The following is a 19,763-nucleotide window of genomic DNA, read 5'->3' on the forward strand; positions in this document are numbered from 1 at the left end:
ACACCCTTGGGCGTCAGCACTCGCTCGGGGTGCGTTCCTGTTGACCTGTTCGGATCCGACTCCGATCCATTCCGGCTCCGACTCCGACTCCGACCCATTCCGACGAGGAAGGCACGGCCGCCGCACGTGAGGGACACACGAGAGAGCCGGCTGCTCCTGGTGCTGCTGATCGCCATCGCGTTCGCTCTGATCACGGTGGACATCCGTGGTGGACAGGACTCACCGGTCCAGGGTGCCCGCCAGGCCGCCGCGACGGTCTTCGGCCCGATCGAGAACGGGGTGTCCTCCGCGGTCGACCCCGTGGGCAACGCGATCGCCGCGGTCCGCGACTCGGACAGCCGACACGATCGCATCGCCCAACTCGAGCACGACAACACGGCGCTGAAGGCCAAGCTCGGCAGTGACGACCGCAATCGCAGCCGTCTGAGCCAGCTCGACAAGATGCTGAAGATGGCCGGCGCCGGGCAGTACGGCATCAAGGGCGCCGAGGTCATCGCCATAGGAGCCGCCCAGGGCTTCTCCTGGACCGTGACCATCGACGTCGGCAGCAACGACGGCGTCCAGCGCGACATGACGGTCCTGAACGGCGACGGGCTCGTCGGCCGCGTCACCACCGTCGGTCCGGACACCGCCACGGTGCTGCTCGCCAACGACCCCGATTTCACGGTCGGTACGCGGATGGAGTCCAGCGACGAGCTCGGCTTCGCCTCCGGTCAGGGCGACCGCCCGCTGCGGGTGGAGATGCTGAACGGCAAGGCGAAGATCAAGAAGGGCGACCGGCTGGTCACCTTCGGCTCGCAGGCCGACAAGCCCTTCGTGCCCGGCGTTCCGGTCGGTGTGGTCTCCCGTGTCGACCCGTCAGGCGGCGACCTGACCCGCACGATCTACGTCACGCCGTACGTCTCGTTCTCGAAGCTCGACATCGTCGGTGTCGTCGTCGAGGCCCCCCGCAAGGACCCACGTGACACGGTGCTGCCGGCCAAGCCCAAACCGACGCCCACGCCGACCGTGACCGTGACGGTCACCCCCTCGGCGTCCGAGCCCGTCACCGGCCAGACGCCGTAGGAGCTGAATCCCCATGCGTTTCAATCGGCTGCTGCTCTCCGCCACCCTGGTGGTGGTCGCCCTGGTGATCCAGGTGAGCGTCCTCGCCCGTCTCCACCTTCCGGGCGCCGTCCCCGATCTCGTCCTCCTCACGGTGCTGGCCCTCGCCATGGTCTACGGCCATGTCGGCGGCGCCCTCATCGGCTTCGCCGCCGGCCTGCTCGCCGACCTCGCCCCGCCCGCCGACCACGCCGCCGGGCGTTACGCCCTCGTGTTGTGCGTCATCGGCTATCTCGCGGGGCTGGCGAGACCGGAGAACGGTCAGATCAAGTCGGCGACCGGCCCGATGGCCGTGGTCGTCGCCGCCGCGGTCGGCTCCACCCTGCTGTACGCCGGTGTCGGCGCCCTCGTCGGTGACACCGCCGCCCGCCATGTCGGCCTCGGCAGCCTGCTGTTCACGGCCGCCCTGTACGACCTGCTCCTCGCGCCGTTCGTGGTTCCGGGGCTGATGGCCTTGGCACGGCGCTCGGAGGGCAGTTCGCTCGCCGACTCCAACAGCCCCAAGGCCTCGAACGTCTCCTCGGGCTGGCTGGCCTCGGGCACCGGCCTGCGCATCGGCAGCCAGCGCGGCCAACGGGTCAAGGCCGCGCGGGCGCGCGTCGCCCGCGCGGGGCGCATCAAGGGGGTCAAGCGCCTGTGAGGACACGTCAGTTGACCGACCCCGGGGTCAAGCCTCCCAGGTTCGCCGTGTACTCGTATGACGTGTATGACTCGTACGCATGTGGTGCCCCGTACGCAGACGGCTCGCGCGCCCATGTCCCGTGCCCACTCTGAGAGGGGGAGGCAGCACCAGTGACCAACATTCCCGAGACCGGCAGGACCCCACGGGTCCAGATCCGACTCGTCGTCATCCAGATCCTCGTCCTCTCCCTCCTCGGCACCCTCGGCGGCCGTCTCTGGTACCTCCAGATCCGCAACGGCCAGGAGTACGCCAAGGAAGCCTCCGGCAACCACGTCCAGCAGGTCGTCCAGCCCGCGGTGCGCGGCTCGATCCTCGACGCGCGCGGCGTGCCGATCGCCGACAACGAGACCCGGCTCGTGGTCTCCGCCTCGCGCACCGACCTGATGAAGATGCAGGACGATGGCAGGGCGGTGCTGACCAAGCTGGCCGACGTGCTCGACATGAAGCCCGAGGACGTCATCCAGAAGGTCCGGCTGTGCGACGCGAAGACGCCGCAGCCCTGCTGGAACGGCTCTCCCTACCAGCCCATCCCCATCACCGACGAGGCCACCGCCAAGCAGGCCCTGCAGATCCGTGAGCGCTCCGAGGACTTCCCGGGCATCAGTGCCGAGCCCGAGGCCGTACGCCGTTACGCCGCCCCCGGCAAGGCCAACACCGCTCAGGTCCTCGGCTATCTCTCGCCCGTCACGGACGCCGAGATCACCCAGGCCAAGGACAGCACCTCGCCGTATCTCCGCTCCGACCAGGTCGGCCGCTCCGGCCTCGAGCGCCAGTACGACAAGGAGCTGCGCGGCAAGGCCGGCGTCACCCGCTACGAGGTCGACAACCTCGGCCGGGTGATCGGCAAGGCCAAGAGCGACGCGGCGCAGTCCGGTTCCAACCTCGTCACCAGCATCGACTCCCGCGTCCAGCGGGTCGCCGAGTACGAGCTGGACACGGCGATGAAGGAAGCCCGCAAGCAGTACGACAAGATCACCAGTGAGAACTACAAGGCCGACTCGGGCGCCGTCGTCGTGATGGAGGCCAAGACCGGCCGGATCGTCGCCATGGCGTCCGCCCCGACGTACGACCCGAACGCCTGGGTCGGCGGCATCTCCGCCAAGGACTACAAGGCCCTCACCGGAAAGAACTCCGACTACCCGCTGCTCAACAGGGCCATACAGGGTCAGTCCGCGCCCGGTTCGACCTTCAAGGTGGTCTCCACGGCCGCCGCCGTCGAGGCCGGCTACGAGTGGGACGGCGGCTACCCCTGCACCAGCTCGTACTCGGTGGGCGGCCAGGTCTTCAAGAACTTCGAGGGCGAGAACTTCGGCCCCATCTCGCTCGGCCGGGCCCTCGAGGTCTCCTGCGACACCGTCTTCTACGGCCTCGCGGACAACGAGTGGAAGAAGGACGGCGGCATCAACCCCAAGAAGGGGGAGCCGAAGGACTACTTCTTCAAGGCCGCCCACCAGTTCGGCCTCGGCAAGGAGACCGGCGTCGACCTGCCCAACGAGGTCACCGGCCGCGTCCCGGACCGCCAGTGGAAGCAGAGCTACTGGAAGGCCAACAAGGACGTCTGGTGCAAGACCGGCAAGAAGGACGGCGACTACGTCCAGAAGATCGCGTACGAGAACTGCCTCGAGGGCAACAAGATGCGCGAGGGTGACGAGATCAACTACTCCATCGGTCAGGGCGACACCCTCGTCACGCCGATCCAGGAGGCCATGATCTACGGGGCGCTCGCCAACGGCGGCACCGTCCACACGCCGACCATCGGCAAGGCGATCGTCAGCGCCGACGGCAAGACCGTCCAGGAGATCAAGCCCAAGGTCAAGGGCAAGCTGCCGATCAGCAAGGACACGCTCAAGGGCATGAACTCGGCCCTCGAAGGCGTCGTCACCCGCGGTACCGCCGCCTGGAAGTTCGGCGGCTGGCCGCAGGACAAGATCACGCTGCACGCCAAGACCGGTACCGCCGAGGTCTACGGCAAGCAGACCACGTCCTGGTTCGCCACGTACACCAAGGACTACACGGTCGTCATGACCATCGCCCAGGCCGGTACGGGTTCCGGCGCCTCCGGTGAGGCCGTGCGCAACATCTACAACGCGCTGTACGGCGTCCAGGCCGACGGTTCCATCGACAACTCGAAGGCCCTCCTCCCCACCCCCCAGAAGGGCCTGCCGAAGATCCAGACGGACGGTTCGATCGACACCCCGGAGATCTCCAAGGACCCCGTCAAGGACCTGCAGGCCAGCGAGTCGCCCTCACCCGGGGCCACCGACCAGCAGCTGCCCGCGGGCACCACGCCGTCCCCGACGGCCAGTAACCGCAACACCCGAAGGCGTACGGACCGGCCGAAGAAGCGGCGGGGGACGAGGATCCTGACATGACCGGAGCGAACAACTTCTCCGTCTCCGGCTACGGCCCCGCCCGGGGCGGGATGTCGCGGCTCCTGGCCCGCGACTCACTGGCCCGCCGCCTCGACTGGCCGATACTGCTCTCGGCCCTGGCGCTCTCCCTGATCGGCTCGGCCCTCGTCTACTCGGCGACCCGCAACCGCACCGAGATCAACCAGGGCGACCCGTACTACTTCCTCATCCGCCACCTCATGAACACCGGCATCGGCTTCGGCCTGATGGTCGGCACGATCTGGCTCGGCCACCGCACCCTGCGCACGGCGGTCCCGATCCTGTACGGCCTCTCGGTCTTCATGATCCTGCTGGTGCTCACCCCGCTGGGCGCGACGATCAACGGCCAGCGCAACTGGCTCGTCGCGGGCGGTCTGTCGCTCCAGCCCGCCGAGTTCACCAAGATCACGATCATCCTGGGCATGGCGATGCTGCTGGCCACCCGGGTGGACGCGGGCGACAAGCAGTACCCCGACCACCGCACGGTGCTGCAGGCCCTGGGCCTCGCTGCCGTCCCGATGATGGTCGTACTGCTCATGCCCGACCTGGGCACGATCATGGTCGCGGTCATCATCGTGCTCGGTGTGCTGCTCGCCTCCGGCGCCTCCAACCGCTGGGTGTTCGGTCTGCTCGGCGCCGGTGCGCTGGGCGCGGTGGCCATCTGGCAGCTCAAGATCCTCGACGAGTACCAGATCAACCGCTTCGCCGCCTTCGCCAACCCCGACCTCGACCCCGCGGGCGTGGGCTACAACACCAACCAGGCCCGTATCGCCATCGGCTCCGGCGGCCTCTTCGGCACGGGCCTCGGCCACGGTTCCCAGACCACCGGCCAGTTCGTCCCCGAACAACAGACAGACTTCGTCTTCACGGTCGCGGGCGAGGAACTGGGCTTCGTGGGCGCGGGCCTGATCCTGCTCCTGCTGGGCGTAGTGCTGTGGCGGGCCTGCCGCATCGCCCGCGAGACCACCGAGCTGTACGGCACGATCGTCGCCGCCGGCATCATCGCCTGGTTCGCCTTCCAGGCCTTCGAGAACATCGGCATGACCCTCGGCATCATGCCGGTCGCGGGCCTACCCCTCCCCTTCGTCTCCTACGGCGGTTCGTCGATGTTCGCGGTGTGGGTGGCGGTGGGGTTGTTGCAGTCGATCAGAGTCCAGCGCCCCATGTCGGCGTAGGCCTCCGGCGGTTGGGCGGGAGGGGGGTGCGTTGGTGGGTGAGGGTTCCTTGTCCGCGGGTGGGCCGGGGCTGCGCCCCGGATCCCCGCCGGTCGGGAGGTTCTTCGGCTGCGGGTGGGTGGGGGCTGGTCGCGCAGTTCCCCGCGCCCCTGGGGGATCGGGGCTGCGCCCCGGATCCCCGCCGGCTGGGAGGTTCTTTGGCCGCGGGCCGGTGGGGGCTGGTCGCGCAGTTCCCCGCGCCCCTGGGGCGGGGGCTTCGCCCCGCATCTCCCCGCGCCTCCTCAGTAGCGCTGGCGTGCATCTTCAGCCTGTCCGGCGTTTGAGGACGAGGCCGTTCAGGGCGATGCGGGGGTCCAGGGGGCGCAGCGCCCCTGGTGGGGTTGAAGGGGCGGAGCCCCTGGGGATGGGACGGGTAGGGGCGGCGGGGGCGAGATCCGGTCGTTCCCGGGGGTCCCGGCAGAGGCTGCCCCTGCCATCCCGGCCCGACAGCCACTAGATTCAGTTCATGGCGGACACCAAGCGCGAAATCGAGCGAAAGTACGAGGGTCCTCCGGCCGGCGGCGACACGCCACTCCCGGACCTGACCGACGTCCAGGGAGTCTCGCGCGTCATCGACAAGGGCGTCGCCGAACTGGACGCCACCTACTACGACACGGCCGACCAGCGGCTCGCCACCGCCTCCCTCACCCTCCGCCGCCGCACCGGCGGCGACGACGCGGGCTGGCACCTCAAACTCCCCGTCTCCGAGGGCGTCCGCGACGAAATCCGCGCCCCCCTCTCCGACTCCGTCCCCGACGACCTGACCGCCCTCGTCCGCTCCCGCGTCCGGGAGGCCGAACTGGTCCCTGTCGTACATCTCCTGTCGGCCCGTGACGTCCGCCACCTGGTCGACGCCTCCGGCACCCTCCTCGCCGAGGTCAGCGTCGACCGGGTCCGCGCGGAGCGCCTCAGCGGCGGGGCGGGCAGCGCCGAATGGACCGAGATCGAGGTGGAACTCGCCGACGACGGCGACCCGGCCTTCCTCGACAAGGTCGAGAAGAAGCTCCGGAAGGCGGGCCTCAGGCGCTCCGCCTCGGCGTCCAAACTGGCCAAGGCGCTCGAGGACACGGCTCCCCGGAGGTCCACGAAGCCGGAGAAGCCGGAGAAGTCGGAGAAATCAGGGAGATCGGGGAAGGAGGCAAAGGGCGAGAAGGCGACGAAGGCAACAAAGGAGGCGACGGACGCGAAGTCCGGACCCCCCGAGTCGGCCCCGCGTACCGCCGGCGACCACGTCCTCGCCTACGTCCGCGCCCAGCGCGACGCGATCGTCGAGCTGGACCCCGCCGTCCGCCGCGACGTGCCCGACTCCGTGCACCGTATGCGCGTCGCCACCCGCCGCCTCCGCAGCACCTTCCGCTCGTACGGCAAGGTCCTCGACCGCACCGTCACCGGCCCGGTCGGCGACGAGCTGAAGTGGCTCGCCGCCGAGCTGGGCGTCGACCGCGACCAGGAGGTTCTCACCGAGCACCTGACGGCGGCGCTCGACGGCCTCCCGTCCGACCTGATCATGGGCCCCGTCCAGGCCCGCCTGGACACCTGGTCGGGGGCCCGCCGCTCCGGCTCCCGGCAACGCCTGATCGCCGTGCTGGACGGCAGGCGCTACCTGGACCTGCTGACGACACTGGACACCCTGGTGGCCGGGCCGCCCCTGCTGGAGGCGGCCTCGAAGGAGCCCGAGAAGGTGATCGCCAAGGCGGTACGGAAGGACTTCAAGAAGGTCGCCGACCTGGTCGGGCAGGCCCTGGAGCTGTCGCCCGGCTCCGAGCGCGACCTCGCGATGCACGACGCCCGCAAGAAGGCCAAGCGCACGCGCTACGCGGCCGAGACGGCCACTCCCGCGCTCGGTGAACCCGCCGCCGAGCTGGTCAAGTCGATGAAGTCCCTGCAGACCCTGCTGGGCGACCACCAGGACAGCGTGATGGTCCGCGAGACCCTGCGGGAGCTGGCGGCCGAGGCGCAGGGGGCGGACGAGAACGCGTTCACGTACGGGGTGCTGTACGGCCGTGAGGAGCAGCGGGCGGCGGCGGTGGAGGCGGCGCTGCCGGGGGAGTGGGAGGCGATCGAGGGCAAGGGTGCCGTCTGAGGCGTACGGGGGCCGGCTCCGGCCGCGTTAGTCTGGATGGTCACCCCTGTCAGTACCTCCCAGCTCACGAAGGTTCGCGAGATGCCTGCCGAAACCGCTGTATCGGTGTTTCCACAGCTCGAAGCTCTGCTCCCGCATGTGCAGAAGCCGATCCAGTACGTCGGCGGAGAGCTCAACTCCACGGTCAAGCCCTGGGACGCCTGTGACGTCCGCTGGGCGCTGATGTACCCGGACGCCTACGAGGTCGGGCTGCCCAACCAGGGCGTCATGATCCTCTACGAGGTGCTGAACGAGCGCGAGGGCGTCCTCGCCGAGCGCACGTACAGCGTCTGGCCGGACCTGGAGGAGCTGATGCGTGAGCACCGGGTCCCCCAGTTCACGGTGGACAGCCACCGCCCGGTGAAGGCCTTCGACGTCTTCGGCCTGTCCTTCTCCACGGAGCTGGGCTACACGAACATGCTGACGGCCCTGGACCTGGCCGGGATCCCGCTGGAGTCCAGGGACCGTACGCTCGACGACCCGATCGTCCTGGCCGGCGGCCACGCGGCGTTCAACCCCGAGCCGATCGCCGACTTCATCGACGCGGCGATCATCGGTGACGGCGAGCAGGCCGTGCTCGACATGACGGAGATCATCCGGGCCTGGAAGGCGGAGGGCCGCCCGGGCGGCCGCGAGGAGGTCCTCTTCCGCCTGGCGAAGACGGGCAACGTCTACATCCCGGCGTTCTACGACGTCGAGTACCTCTCCGACGGCCGTATCGCCCGTGTCGTGCCCAACAAGTCGGGCGTCCCGTGGCGCGTGTCCAAGCACACGGTCATGGACCTCGACGAGTGGCCGTACCCCAAGCAGCCGCTGGTCCCGCTGGCCGAGACGGTCCACGAGCGGATGTCGGTGGAGATCTTCCGCGGCTGTACGCGCGGCTGCCGCTTCTGCCAGGCGGGCATGATCACCCGCCCGGTGCGCGAGCGCTCGATCACGGGCATCGGCGAGATGGTGGAGAAGGGCCTGAAGGCGACGGGCTTCGAGGAGGTCGGCCTGCTGTCCCTCTCCTCCGCCGACCACTCGGAGATCGGCGACATCGCCAAGGGCCTGGCCGACCGTTACGAGGAAGACAAGATCGGCCTCTCCCTCCCCTCCACTCGCGTGGACGCCTTCAACGTCGACCTGGCGAACGAGCTGACGAGGAACGGCCGTCGCTCCGGTCTGACCTTCGCGCCGGAGGGCGGCTCCGAGCGCATGCGCAAGGTCATCAACAAGATGGTCTCGGAGGAGGACCTCATCCGGACCGTCTCCACGGCGTACGGCAACGGCTGGCGTCAGGTGAAGCTGTACTTCATGTGCGGTCTGCCGACGGAGACGGACGACGACGTCCTGCAGATCGCCGACATGGCGATGAGCGTGATCGCCGAGGGCCGCAAGGTCTCCGGCCAGAACGACATCCGCTGCACCGTGTCGATCGGCGGCTTCGTCCCCAAGCCCCACACCCCCTTCCAGTGGGCGCCCCAGCTCTCCGCCGAGGAGACGGACGCCCGCCTGGAGAAGCTCCGCGACAAGATCCGCGGCGACAAGAAGTACGGCCGTTCCATCGGCTTCCGGTACCACGACGGCAAGCCCGGCATCGTCGAGGGCCTGCTCTCCCGCGGTGACCGCCGCATCGGCGCCGTCATTCGCGCGGTCTACGAGGACGGCGGCCGCTTCGACGGCTGGCGCGAGCACTTCTCGTACGACCGCTGGATGGCCTGCGCCGAGAAGACCCTCCCCGCCTTCGGCGTGGACGTCGACTGGTACACCACCCGCGAGCGCACCTACGAGGAGGTCCTCCCCTGGGACCACCTCGACTCCGGCCTCGACAAGGACTGGCTCTGGGAGGACTGGCAGGACGCCCTCGACGAGACGGAGGTCGAGGACTGCCGCTGGACCCCGTGCTTCGACTGCGGCGTCTGCCCGCAGATGGACACGAGCATCCAGATCGGCCCGACGGGCAAGAAGCTGCTGCCGCTGACCGTCAAGAACGCCGCGCCGGCCCCCGCTGGGAGCGGTCACGCGCACTGAGGTGCGCGGGGCACTCGATCGGGTGATTGAGGCGCTGGCGGGGGCGAGCGAGGACGAGGTGGCGGCTGCGCTGTCCGCGGCCGGGGTTTCGGTCCCTCGCCCGTCGGCGCCGTCGCCACCCTCTCGGACGCCGCTGCCGGGCCCTGAGGCTTCGCTGCACATCGTTTCCGAGGTGGAGTGGGTCTGAGGTCCGTATCGCCTTGTGCGCGACTGTGTGGCCGCGAGCCCCCTTTCCTGACGGGGAAGGGGGCTCGCTGGCTTTCGTCGGCGCGGGAGTCCATGGGCTTGGCGCTGTGGGGTGCCTTACGCCCCACGCCATGCACTGAGTTACAACTTTCTCTACTGGTTGGAGCGGGCGGCCGGCGGCACCCGCGCTCATGTCTCCGCCACGTTCGGCACCGCGGGCCGCCCGCTCCCGCCCGGAGGCAGGCACACAGGGCATGAGGTCAGAACACGTGGTGGCTGGGGCGGTCGGCCAGGCGGTGTGACTCATGGACCTGCACGCCTTCCGCTACGCCTACGCGGGCTGAGTGTTGTCAGTGGTCGTGGCGATCGCAGTGGTCATGACGCCCGTCGTGGCCGTCGTGCCCGTCGCCGTCGTGCCCGTGGTGCTCGTGGTGCTCGATCGTGGTGGTGTCGGTGGCGGTGTGAGTGGTGGTGTCACCGCCTCCAGTGACGGTGGCGGTGTTGGTGACCCGTGCACGGGCGTTGCAGGAGACATCGACCTTCAGGGTGACGGGCGGGTAGCTGTGCCCGGCAGGCAAGACGTCGCTGCGGGTACAGGTGAGGGTGGCCAGAATGCAGTGCCATCCCCTGCCGGTGATCCTGTCGGCCCGAAGACCTGTGGGGAGGATGTCGTGGACGGTGACCGTGGTGCCATTGGTCGGGCCGGCTGCGGTGACGTTACCCACAGTGATGGTGTAAACGCCGTCCTCGCCCCGGGTGAAGGTGTCCGCGTGACTCTTGGCGATGGTGAGGGAGGGGTGGCCGACTGGGATGACCGTAAATGTGAGGCCGGTGCTGTCGGTGCCGCTGGGGTCAGTGGTGGCGGTGCCACTGGGTTCGGTGAGGCCGGTGGTGGTGAAGGTGTCGTTCACCGGCACCGTCCCGTAGTTGACCTGGGCGACGTAGTCGCGCTGAACCGTGGCGGTCCAGGCTGTGGCCAGGACGATCGCCGGAACGGCCAGCCCGACTGTCACGACCGCCCCCGTCTTGCGGGCCCGCACCCTCAGCCACAGTCGAAACATGCCGCCCAGACCTCCCGTGCCGCGGCTTGCTTCAGTCCGCCCTCTCCCACGCCTGAACACCGCCATCTCCGCTTCCAAACCGTCGACAACAAGCTGTGGATACTCATCGTGAAATGAAGATCACTTTACGCTACCGCGAGTGGGCTCGCGGATACGACACGACGGTGATCGCGGCGAGCACACGAGACTCGACAAACACAGCGGGTGGGCGAGTGGTTCACCGAGGTCAGAGCGCCGGCGAGGATGGCGCCGGCGCAAAAGGAGCGGTGACGCGCTCGATGACGACCGTCATGCGTCGCCCACGGAGCAGATCAGCCGGCTGCGGGGGCGGGGCTCGGTCGGAGTGGTCACCGGCGGCGCCGGAGGGACTTGGGGAGCAGAAGGTACAGAGCGGTGAGGACGAGGGCTGAAAGCCCGGCGACCACGGGGGTGGGGAAGTGCCCTTGCTGGGCGGCCGACGCGGCGACCGCTCCGGCGCTACCAAGAGTCGTCGGGAAGGTGATGGTGGCGCGCGTGGTGTGCTCGACCAGGCCGCTTTTGAGCGTGAGCTTCACGGTCCACGGGCCGTCCGGCAGCCGTGCGTCCAGCGGGACGACCGCCTCCGCAAGGTCGCCCGGAGCCAGTGTGGTGCCCGTCTTGGCCGAGAACGGTCCAGCGCGCAGTCCGCCCGGCCCGTCGAAGAGGGAGAGTGCCCCGCTGATGTCCAGGGCACGGCCCCCCGTGTTGTGGATCCGGGCGCGAACCTCCCCCCGCCCGTCGCGGGCTCGGGTTGGATAGAGCCGCTCGATCTTGAAGTCCGAGGGTGGCTCACCACCGGGACCGACGCCGATGTACATGCGGACGCCCACCCGGCCCAGCATCGCCACATTGTGCGAGCGGTCCGTGGGGGTGCCCGTCTGCGCCCAGATGACGCCGTATCGCTCCCCGGCGGCGGCGTCCCTGGGCACCCGGATGGTGGTGCGTACTCGCGCCGTTTCGGAGGCCGCCAGGTCAAGGTCCGCCGTATCGAGTGACGTCCAGCCGGTCAGCTCGTTGGAGGTGCGCTTCGGCGCGAAGGTGAACTCACCCTTCGCGATGGTGGCCGCCGCGGCGTAGACGTTGACGTGCATCGGTGTGGACGACTCGTTGGTGACCTCCACCCGCCGCTCGATGGTCGAGCCGGGCGCGACGTGGTCGACGATGTAGGCATGCGCCCTGGGATCGGCACGGCGGCTTTCCGGAGCGTCGAGCAGCTTGATACTGATGATCCTGCCGGCAGCCGGGTCCTGGGGGGAGGACACCCCGGGCGCCCCGTGCCCCGCCGCCGGCATCACCCCGGCCGCCTGTACGAAGGCCAGCACCAGCAGCAGAACCCAGTACCGGCGCGCACCCTTCATTCCGTCAGGCAACGGACTGGGTCAGCGTTCCGGTGTAGGCCCCGCCGACGGCGCCGACGGGCACGCTAACGGCGACTGTCGGGTTCCAGGTCGCGGTGTTGTCTCCGACACCGGAGCTCCCGGTGACTACTGTCTGCGCGGAGTTGCTCAGCGTCACGGGCGTTCCGGTGGCGGTAATGGTACCGGTCGTCGTGATCGACCCGGGATCGTAGGCAGCGCTGGTGGCGGGAATCGTCGACGCACCGTTCGTGAAGTCCGTCTCCGCCGCGGTTACCGTCCAGGAGGCCGAGAGGAGGGCGCGATCGTCGGTGACAGTCACGGGGCCGATCGGCGCGCTGATCTGGGTGCCGGGCGCTCCCGAGCCGAGGCTGGCGCTGACCGGTACCGACAGCGTCAATGCGCCGGACGTGACGGTGTACGTGACTGTGGTGCTGGGGTCGGCCGCCGCGACGGCGAGACCCGGCTGGACCAGGACGAGAGCAGCGGCTGCGGCCGCGACAGATAGGCTTCGTGCGCGCACGGTAACTCCCGAAGTAGCCGCCCGCCAGCGGACATCCTGGCTGACAGCGGACATGCTGGCTGACGTGACGCAGACAATCGGGCGCGGCCTGTTCACACAAGCCGACGCGCGCCGCACTCCACCACACGAATGACCATGTTTCAGCCGGAGCGAGGTGACCTGCGGCGCTAAACGCCGAGCTAAGCGACTGACGGGCTGTGACGTGCCGATGGCAGCGAGGCGGCCGCAGCCCCGCACGTGGGCACGCCTCTGCCTCGCAGCGCTCGTAGCCCCACGGCACAGGCATGGAGTCATAGGCAGGCCGCTGTCTGTGTCCGGCCCGCCCGAGAGATTTCCGCGGACGGGCCACCGGCCGACGATGGCGGTACAGCAGCGAAGTACAGCAACGCAGCAACCAGCAGCGATCCGCACCGGCCCTCATGGGCGTGGCGGCAGCCTGGATGACCTTCAACGACCGAGCTACGGATCGGAAGGCCTCTGACATCCACGGCTGACATCAACGACGTCGGACGGCCACGTACGCCAGCGTCTCTGTCCGGCCGTCGCACCAGTCGTTGGGGCTCTCGGCGTGGCGGTCGGCCGCACGACGACGGCGCATGTGCGGAACGCGGTGGGTCAGGCCGGGGTGTCGGCGTCCTGCATGGAGGCCGCGCACGCCTCGGGGCCCTGCTCCACCGCCGCCGGGTCCATCCACATGACCTGCCAGCCGTGGCCGTCGAGGTCGAAGAAGCTGCGTGAGTACATGAAGCCGTAGTCCTCGGCGTCATCTGCCTTGGAGCCGCCCGCCGCGAGCGCGGCGGCGCTGACCGTATCGACCTCATCGCGGGACGACACGCTGAAGCAGTACAACGCCAGCGTGTGCGTGGTGGGATCGGCCATCGGCAGTTTCGCGAACTCCGCGAACTTCTCGCGGCTGAGCAGCATGACGAAGGCGTGCTCGCCGACCAGCATGCAGGCGGCGGTCTCGTCGGTGAACTTCGGATTGAAGCTGAACCCGAGCTTGGCGAAGAACGCCTTGCTGCGCTCGAGGTCCGTTACGGGGATGTTCACGAACAGCATGCGGCCGGGGTGCGCGGGATGGGTCATGGTGGGTCTCCAGTCGGTGGCTCGATGGCGTACGTCCTGGTAGACCGGCGCAGCCGGCGGAACTCATCGGTGGTCACGCGCACTGAGGTGTGAGGGGCACTCGATCGGGTGATCGAGGCCCTGGCGGGGGCCCTCGAACACCCCTGCCGGGGCCCAGAGGCTCCTTGGACGTCCACTCGGTGGCGGAGTGGGTCTGAGGCCGGTACGGGCCTCCGTGCGGCTACCGGCGGCCTTCCCGTCGGCCCCGCGCTGTTGCGGAGGGCAGTGGCCCGGCGTTGGAATCAAGTGTGAGGCACTTTGGCGGCGCCGAGTCTTCCAGCCGCCCCGCTCCGGGGACGGGGTCCGGCCGGAAAGGGCTCAAGAACGACGCCCTGGGCATGTTCTCCTCGGTGGCCATGGGCCTGGCCTCCACCGGCCCGGCGTACAGCCTGGCCGCCACGCTGGGCATCATCGTCGCCGGGGTCGGACTGCAGGCCCCGATCGTCACCATGCTGGCGTTCATCCCGATGCTGATGGTCGCGTACGCCTTCCGGGAGCTCAACGCGAGCAACGCCGACTGCGGGACCACCTTCACCTGGGCCACCCGGACCTTCGGACCGCGCACCGGCTGGATGGGCGGCTGGGGCCTCATCGTCGCCAACATCATCGTCATGGCGAGCCTCGCCGAGATCGCCGCCACCTACGGCTTCCGGTTGGTGGGCCTGAACGGACTGGCGGAGAACCGGCTGTGGACCACCGTGGCGGGTATCGCCTGGATCGCCGTGCTGACCGTGGTCTGCTATGTCGGCATCGAGTTCTCCGCGGCCGTCCAGCGCTGGCTGCTGTTCCTGGAAGTGGTGATGCTGATCCTGTTCGCCGTCGCGGCGCTGGTCAGGGTCTACACCAGCCCTCCCCCGACGGCGATCCACGTCTCCGCCTCCTGGTTCAACCCCTTCGAGGTGCCCTCGGCAACAGCCCTGACCTCCGGCCTCCTCGCGGGGGTCTTCATCTACTGGGGCTGGGACACCGCGTTCTCGGTCAACGAGGAAACCGTCGACAGCAAGCGTGTCCCCGGGCGCGCCGCGGTCCTGTCCACCGTGCTGCTCCTGATCATGTACGGGCTGGTGTCCACTTCGACGCAGGCGTTCGCGGGAGTCGGCACCTCGGGTATCGGGCTCGGCAACACGCGGAACGCGGGCGACGTGTTCTCGGTAGTGGGCGGGGCCGTGTTCGGGAGCGACGAGGCGGGGCAGATCCTGTCGAGACTGCTGATCCTGATGGTGCTGACCTCCGCGTTGGCCTCCGCCGAGACCACCATCCTGCCCCTGGCCAGGGTCGTCTTCTCCATGGCGGTCCACAAGGCCGTCCCCTCCCGGTTCGCCCGGGTCCACCGCAGGTTCCTCACTCCGACGTGGGGAACCGTCGGCATGGGCGCGGCGTCGATCGTCTTGCTGGTCCTGCTGACGGCGTTCAGCCGGAACGTCCTGGCGGACTCGATCGACTCGGTCGGTCTCGCGATCGCGTTCCAGTACGGACTGACCGGCTTCGCCTGTGTCTGGTACCACCGCAAGGTCCTCACCCGCAGTGCCAAAGACCTGGTCTTCAAGGGCGTGCTGCCAGGGCTCGGCGGGCTGATCATGCTCGTGTTGTTCCTCTACGCCGCCTTCGTCGTCTACGCGAAACCCAGATATGGCACGACCAGCGTCGACCTGCCGCTGATCGGCAGGACGGGTGGGGTCACCGTCCTGGGTCTGGGCGCCCTGCTGCTCGGTCTCCTGCTGATGCCGGTGGTCACCCGTGGCCACGCCGTGGCCCTCAAACTCCAGCGGAGTCTGCTTCCGCGCCACCTGCCGCGGCACGCCGCCGTCGACTCGGCGAGCCGCTACCTGCCCGCCGACAGCGGGTCCGGGGTGGGCGGCGACTGGTACGACGTCATCCCCCTGTCGGGCACCCGGGTCGGCCTGGTCGTCGGGGACGTGCTCGGCCACGGCCTGCGTGCCGCGGCCACCATGGGGCGCCTGCGCACGGGTGTGCGTGTCCTGGCCCGGCTGGACCTGAGCCCGGACGAGCTCCTGTCCCGCCTGGACGACCTGGTCGAGCAGACCGCGTACGACGGCGGCGTCGGCCACGGCCCGGGCCACCTGAGGCGGCACGCCGACGCGGCCCTGGGCGTGACCTGCCTGTACGCGGTGTACGACCCCGTCTCGGGGAAGTGCAGTCTGGCGCGGGCCGGGGAGTCGGTGCTGCTGGTCGTCGAACCGCACACGGGTGTCGTCGACCACCCGGAGCTGCCCCCCGGACCGCCGCTGGGAATCGGCGGCGTGCCCTACCAGAGCACGGATCTGGAGCTCCCGCCGGGCAGTCTCGTCGCCCTCTTCACGGGCGGCCTGCTCCAGGCGGCCGACGGCCGTGACGCCGGGCTCGCGCAGCTGTCCCAGGTCCTCGCCGACGGCCGAGCGTCCCTGGAGGAGTTGTGCGACCGGGCGGTGACCAGCCTGCTGCCCGGGGCGGTGGACGAGGACGCGACGCTGCTCATCGCCCGCACACGGCTGCTTGACCGGAACCAGTTCACCCAGTGGGAGCTGCCCCCGGACCCGGCGGCGGTGGCCACCATCCGCACCGCCGTCAGCAAGCAGCTCCGCGACTGGGGGCTGGACGACCTGGCGTTCGCGAGCGAGCTCATCGTCAGCGAACTGGTCACCAACGCCATCCGCTACGTCGGCGGCCCGATCCAGGTACGCCTGATCCGCGACCGGACCCTGATCTGCGAGGTCTCCGACACCGGCCACACCACGCCCAATCTGCGGCACGCCGCGAGCGACGACGAGGGAGGCCGGGGTCTGTTCATCATCGCCCAGATGACCCACCACTGGGGCACGCGCTACACACCCACCGGCAAGACGATCTGGACCGAGCAGGACCTGCCACCGGCGGACGCGTGATCGGTGGTGTGGAGGCGCACCCGACTCTTCGCCCAGCGCCTCGACTTCGCCCGGCTCCTCGACGCCTGCGCTGTCCGGCCCGCGCCTGGGCCCGGGCCTCGGCCCAGGCCCAGCGCGGTGCAGGAGCCTCGTTCCACCTACTGAGGTCGGACCACTGAGGTCGGACTACTTGCTGACGGCGAAGCGCATCAGGGCGTGCTCGTCACCCTGCTTGATCTTCCCCGTCACATTGATGACCTCGAGCTTCCAGCTGCCGCCGACCCGAACGGCCTTGGCCACGGCACACCCGTTGTCCTGGGTGAGCATGCTCGGCCAGATGTCGGCGACCTGCTGAGTGCTGCCGCCGGTCGCGTCGTACACCTTGAAGCTGATGTTGCGTGCCTTCTGGAAGGAACTGCCCTTCTTGTAGGCGGCGGCGATGAACACGATCGACGTGATGTTGGGCGGTATCCGGGCGAACTCGACCGTCACGGTCTCGTCGTCGCCCTCCCCGCGTCCGGTCTGGTTGTCACCGCTGTGGACCAGGGAACCGTTGCCCATGGGGTCGAGGGAGTCGAGCCCTGCCAGACGCACCGGGTCCGCGCCCTGCATCGCGATGGCGATCAGGTCCAGGTCGGTGCCGGTCTTGCGGCGGAGTGCGCCCATCACTCCACCGCTGCTGCCCGCGGTGGGATCCCAGGACACTCCGATGGACAGATGGGTGACTCCGTCCAGATCCGCCGGGCCGTCTTCTTTAGTGAGCGTAATCATGCGTGGATCATCCTCTTGGAGACGGGACTGCGACACGCAAAGTGTGCCCGGAGTTCCTGGCGCTTCCCTGGCGGGGGTTGGGAGCTGCTCCTGGCCCGGCGGAACAGCACGACCGCCGGAAGTTCCACCGGGAGTGCAACCGGCCTCCGGGCGTGCATCCAGATGCCGCGCTGACGCGTCTACAACGGTATGGATCTGGAAAAGTCGCCTGCTGAGCGACCCGCAGTACCGGCCGAGGGGTGCCTCACGGTCGCGATCCGCCTGCCCGTGCGGATCGTCGTCCTTGTGCTCGTCGTGCCGGTACGCATGCTGTGGGACGCCCTGGTGGTCGGCGGAAGGTTTCTGCTGGACACCGTGCTGCGCCCGCTGGGGCGGGTGCTCCGGCGGGTGGCGTGGGCGGTGTTCGTCTGGCCGCGGCTGACGCTGTGGCGCCATGCCGTGGTGCCGGCCGGAAAGGCGCTGGCGTGGCTCGGGTACGTGCTGCTCGTCGTGCCCGCCGTGTGGATGTACGAGACGGTGCTCACGCCCGTCGGACACGCGATCGCCTGGGCGGCGCGGGGCGTCGGCGCCGGGCTCATGTGGGTCCTCCGCGGTGCCGGCGCCGGGTTCGCGTGGGTGTTTCGTGGCATCGGGGCCGTACTCGCCTGGGTGTACGCCCGGGTGCTGGCCCCCGTCGGACGGGCCGTCGCCTGGCTGCTCAGGGGCCTCGGGATCGGGTTCGGGGCGGTCGGGCTCGGGGTGTACCGGGCCGTGGCCTGGCTGGTCCGCCAGCTGATCGTCGTACCGGCGCTGTGGCTGTACGAGTGGATCCTCGCCCCTGTCGGACGGGCGATCGCGTGGGCGGCGCGCGGACTCGGGTGGCTCGTACGGATGATCTTCACCGGGATCGGCGCCGCGCTCTACTGGACCCTGCGCGTTCTGCTCGTGCTGCCCGCCCTCGCCCTGTGGCGCTGGGTGCTCGTACCGGTCGGACGCGTCCTCGCCGTCGTCGCGCGGGAGGTCGGGGACGCGCTCGGGCACGCCTGGCGGGTGGCCGGACACCTCTCGCTCGCCGTCGGCCGGTTCCTCGGACGACTCTTCCGGTGGATCTTCGTCGAACCCGTGCGGTGGGTGTACCGCAGTGTGCTGACGCCGGTCGGACACGTCGTCCGGGACACCGTCCTGCGGCCCGCCGCCGAGGCCGCGCGCAGTGTGGGCCGCGTGACCCGGCAGGCCCTGGCCACCGCCCGCGAGTCGGCCCGGCAGACCCGCGCCGATATCCGCCGCATGCTCTTCGGCACGCCCCGGGAGACCGGGCGGGTGCCCCTGGCGAAGGTTCCCCGGGAACCGGGAGCCGCCGAGACACGTACTCTAGGTAGCAGTACGACGGCTCTCACGAAGGACTGAACGACACTGGGCAAGCGACAGCCCGAAGGCCCGCCGCCCGCACCCGCGGTGCAGCGCATCCGACTGCGCTACACCAAGCGCGGCCGCCTCCGGTTCACCAGCCACCGTGACTTCCAGCGCGCTTTCGAGCGTGCGCTGCGCCGTGCCGAGGTGCCGATGGCGTACTCGGCGGGGTTCACGCCGCATCCGAAGGTGTCGTACGCCAATGCCGCACCCACCGGCACGGGCAGCGAGGCGGAGTACCTGGAGATCGCGCTCACCCAGACGCGTGACCCTCAGAAGCTGCGCGAGCTCCTCGACGAGTCGCTGCCCGACGGGCTCGACGTCATCGACGCGGTCGAGGCCCGCACCTCGGGTCTCGCCGACCGGCTCACCGCATCCGTGTGGGAGCTGCGCCTCGACGGCGTGGCCCCCGAGGACGCGGAGCGCGCGGTCGACGCCTTCAAGTCGGCCGACACGGTGGAAGTCCAGCGCAGGACCAAGAACGGGATGCGCACCTTCGACGCCCGCAGTGCTGTGGCGGACCTCGAGGCGCACAGTCCGCAGGCCGATAGGCCGACCGACCAGCCCTGTGCGATACTGCGGCTGGTTGTTCGGCACGTGACGCCTGCCGTACGACCCGACGACGTCCTGTCCGGTCTTCGCGCCGTGGCCGACCTGGCGCCGCCGGTCCCCGCAGCGGTGACCAGGCTGGCGCAGGGGCTGTTCGATGAAGAGACCGGCACGGTGACCGACCCGCTCGCGCCCGACCGCGAGGCAGTCATGGCCGCCCCAGCCGATCGCACAGGGGCCGCCGAAGCTGCCGCCGCGAAGGCGTCGGCGTAAGGAAGGTCCCGCGTAAGGACGGATGTCGTAGCGCCGCCCTCGGATCCGGGAGCCACCTGGGTCGGGCAGCGTACCGACCAGAAGACTTTCGCCAGGCCGTACGCACACATGGCGTACGGAACCGGCG

14 protein-coding genes are annotated in these 19,763 nt (G+C 69.6%); 9 read left to right on the forward strand and 5 right to left on the reverse strand.

What is annotated here, in order from left to right:
• Positions 1–126: 126 nt before the first annotated feature.
• The 6 genes from mreC to OG568_RS33075 all read left to right on the forward strand — a co-directional run bounded on the left by mreC (position 127) and on the right by OG568_RS33075 (position 9,525).
• Positions 127–1,065 carry a rod shape-determining protein MreC gene (mreC, locus tag OG568_RS33050; RefSeq protein ID WP_266582460.1) on the forward strand — a complete coding sequence of 313 codons (939 nt, stop codon included), beginning with the start codon at positions 127–129 and terminating at the stop codon, positions 1,063–1,065.
• Positions 1,066–1,078: 13 nt separating this feature from the next.
• Entirely contained in the window at positions 1,079–1,744 is a 666-nt protein-coding gene (gene mreD, locus OG568_RS33055) for a rod shape-determining protein MreD (RefSeq protein WP_329534186.1), read from the forward strand.
• 152 nt (positions 1,745–1,896) lie between these two features.
• Positions 1,897–4,158: a penicillin-binding protein 2 gene (gene mrdA, locus OG568_RS33060; RefSeq protein WP_329534187.1), complete on the forward strand. Its 2,262-nt coding sequence runs from the start codon at positions 1,897–1,899 to the stop codon at positions 4,156–4,158.
• Entirely contained in the window at positions 4,155–5,351 is a 1,197-nt protein-coding gene (rodA, locus tag OG568_RS33065; protein WP_329534188.1) for a rod shape-determining protein RodA, read from the forward strand. Before mrdA ends, rodA begins: the two co-directional genes overlap by 4 nt.
• 505 nt (positions 5,352–5,856) lie before the next feature.
• Positions 5,857–7,473 carry a CYTH and CHAD domain-containing protein gene (locus tag OG568_RS33070; RefSeq protein WP_329534189.1) on the forward strand — a complete coding sequence of 539 codons (1,617 nt, stop codon included), beginning with the start codon at positions 5,857–5,859 and terminating at the stop codon, positions 7,471–7,473.
• An 81-nt stretch (positions 7,474–7,554) separates the two neighbouring features.
• Entirely contained in the window at positions 7,555–9,525 is a 1,971-nt protein-coding gene (locus tag OG568_RS33075; RefSeq protein WP_266413965.1) for a TIGR03960 family B12-binding radical SAM protein, read from the forward strand.
• A gap of 536 nt (positions 9,526–10,061) precedes the next feature.
• Here the strand turns inward: OG568_RS33075 and OG568_RS33080 are convergent.
• From OG568_RS33080 to OG568_RS33095, 4 genes are all read right to left on the reverse strand, one after another.
• Positions 10,062–10,772, reverse strand: coding sequence for a hypothetical protein (locus OG568_RS33080; RefSeq protein WP_329534190.1), 711 nt, complete (start codon positions 10,770–10,772; stop codon positions 10,062–10,064).
• Between the two features lie 347 nt (positions 10,773–11,119).
• Entirely contained in the window at positions 11,120–12,148 is a 1,029-nt protein-coding gene (locus tag OG568_RS33085) for a peptidase (RefSeq protein ID WP_329534191.1), read from the reverse strand.
• A 4-nt stretch (positions 12,149–12,152) separates the two neighbouring features.
• The gene (locus tag OG568_RS33090; RefSeq protein WP_329534192.1) at positions 12,153–12,722 is read right to left on the reverse strand and encodes a hypothetical protein; all 570 of its coding nucleotides are present in this window, start codon (positions 12,720–12,722) and stop codon (positions 12,153–12,155) included.
• A 561-nt stretch (positions 12,723–13,283) separates the two neighbouring features.
• Positions 13,284–13,754 (reverse strand): VOC family protein, encoded by a 471-nt coding sequence (locus OG568_RS33095; RefSeq protein WP_329534193.1) that lies wholly within the window; start codon positions 13,752–13,754, stop codon positions 13,284–13,286.
• 287 nt (positions 13,755–14,041) lie between these two features.
• Here OG568_RS33095 and OG568_RS33100 point away from each other — a divergent pair, with 287 nt between their 5' ends.
• A complete protein-coding gene (locus tag OG568_RS33100) occupies positions 14,042–16,675 on the forward strand; it encodes an amino acid permease (RefSeq protein WP_443077803.1) in 2,634 nt (877 codons plus the stop codon).
• 165 nt (positions 16,676–16,840) lie between these two features.
• On the opposite strand, the gene OG568_RS33105 is transcribed toward OG568_RS33100, so the two are convergent.
• On the reverse strand, positions 16,841–17,425 hold the full coding sequence (locus OG568_RS33105; RefSeq protein ID WP_329534194.1) for a TerD family protein: 585 nt from the start codon (positions 17,423–17,425) through the stop codon (positions 16,841–16,843).
• Positions 17,426–17,614: 189 nt separating this feature from the next.
• Here OG568_RS33105 and OG568_RS33110 point away from each other — a divergent pair, with 189 nt between their 5' ends.
• Positions 17,615–18,811, forward strand: a complete 1,197-nt coding sequence (locus OG568_RS33110) for a hypothetical protein (RefSeq protein WP_329534195.1) — start codon at positions 17,615–17,617, stop codon at positions 18,809–18,811.
• A 48-nt stretch (positions 18,812–18,859) separates the two neighbouring features.
• Positions 18,860–19,636: a TIGR03936 family radical SAM-associated protein gene (locus OG568_RS33115; protein WP_266413969.1), complete on the forward strand. Its 777-nt coding sequence runs from the start codon at positions 18,860–18,862 to the stop codon at positions 19,634–19,636.
• Positions 19,637–19,763: the final 127 nt, after the last annotated feature.

Origin of the sequence: Streptomyces sp. NBC_01450 (assembly GCF_036227505.1) — a bacterium.
Classification (GTDB): Bacteria; Actinomycetota; Actinomycetes; order Streptomycetales; family Streptomycetaceae; genus Streptomyces.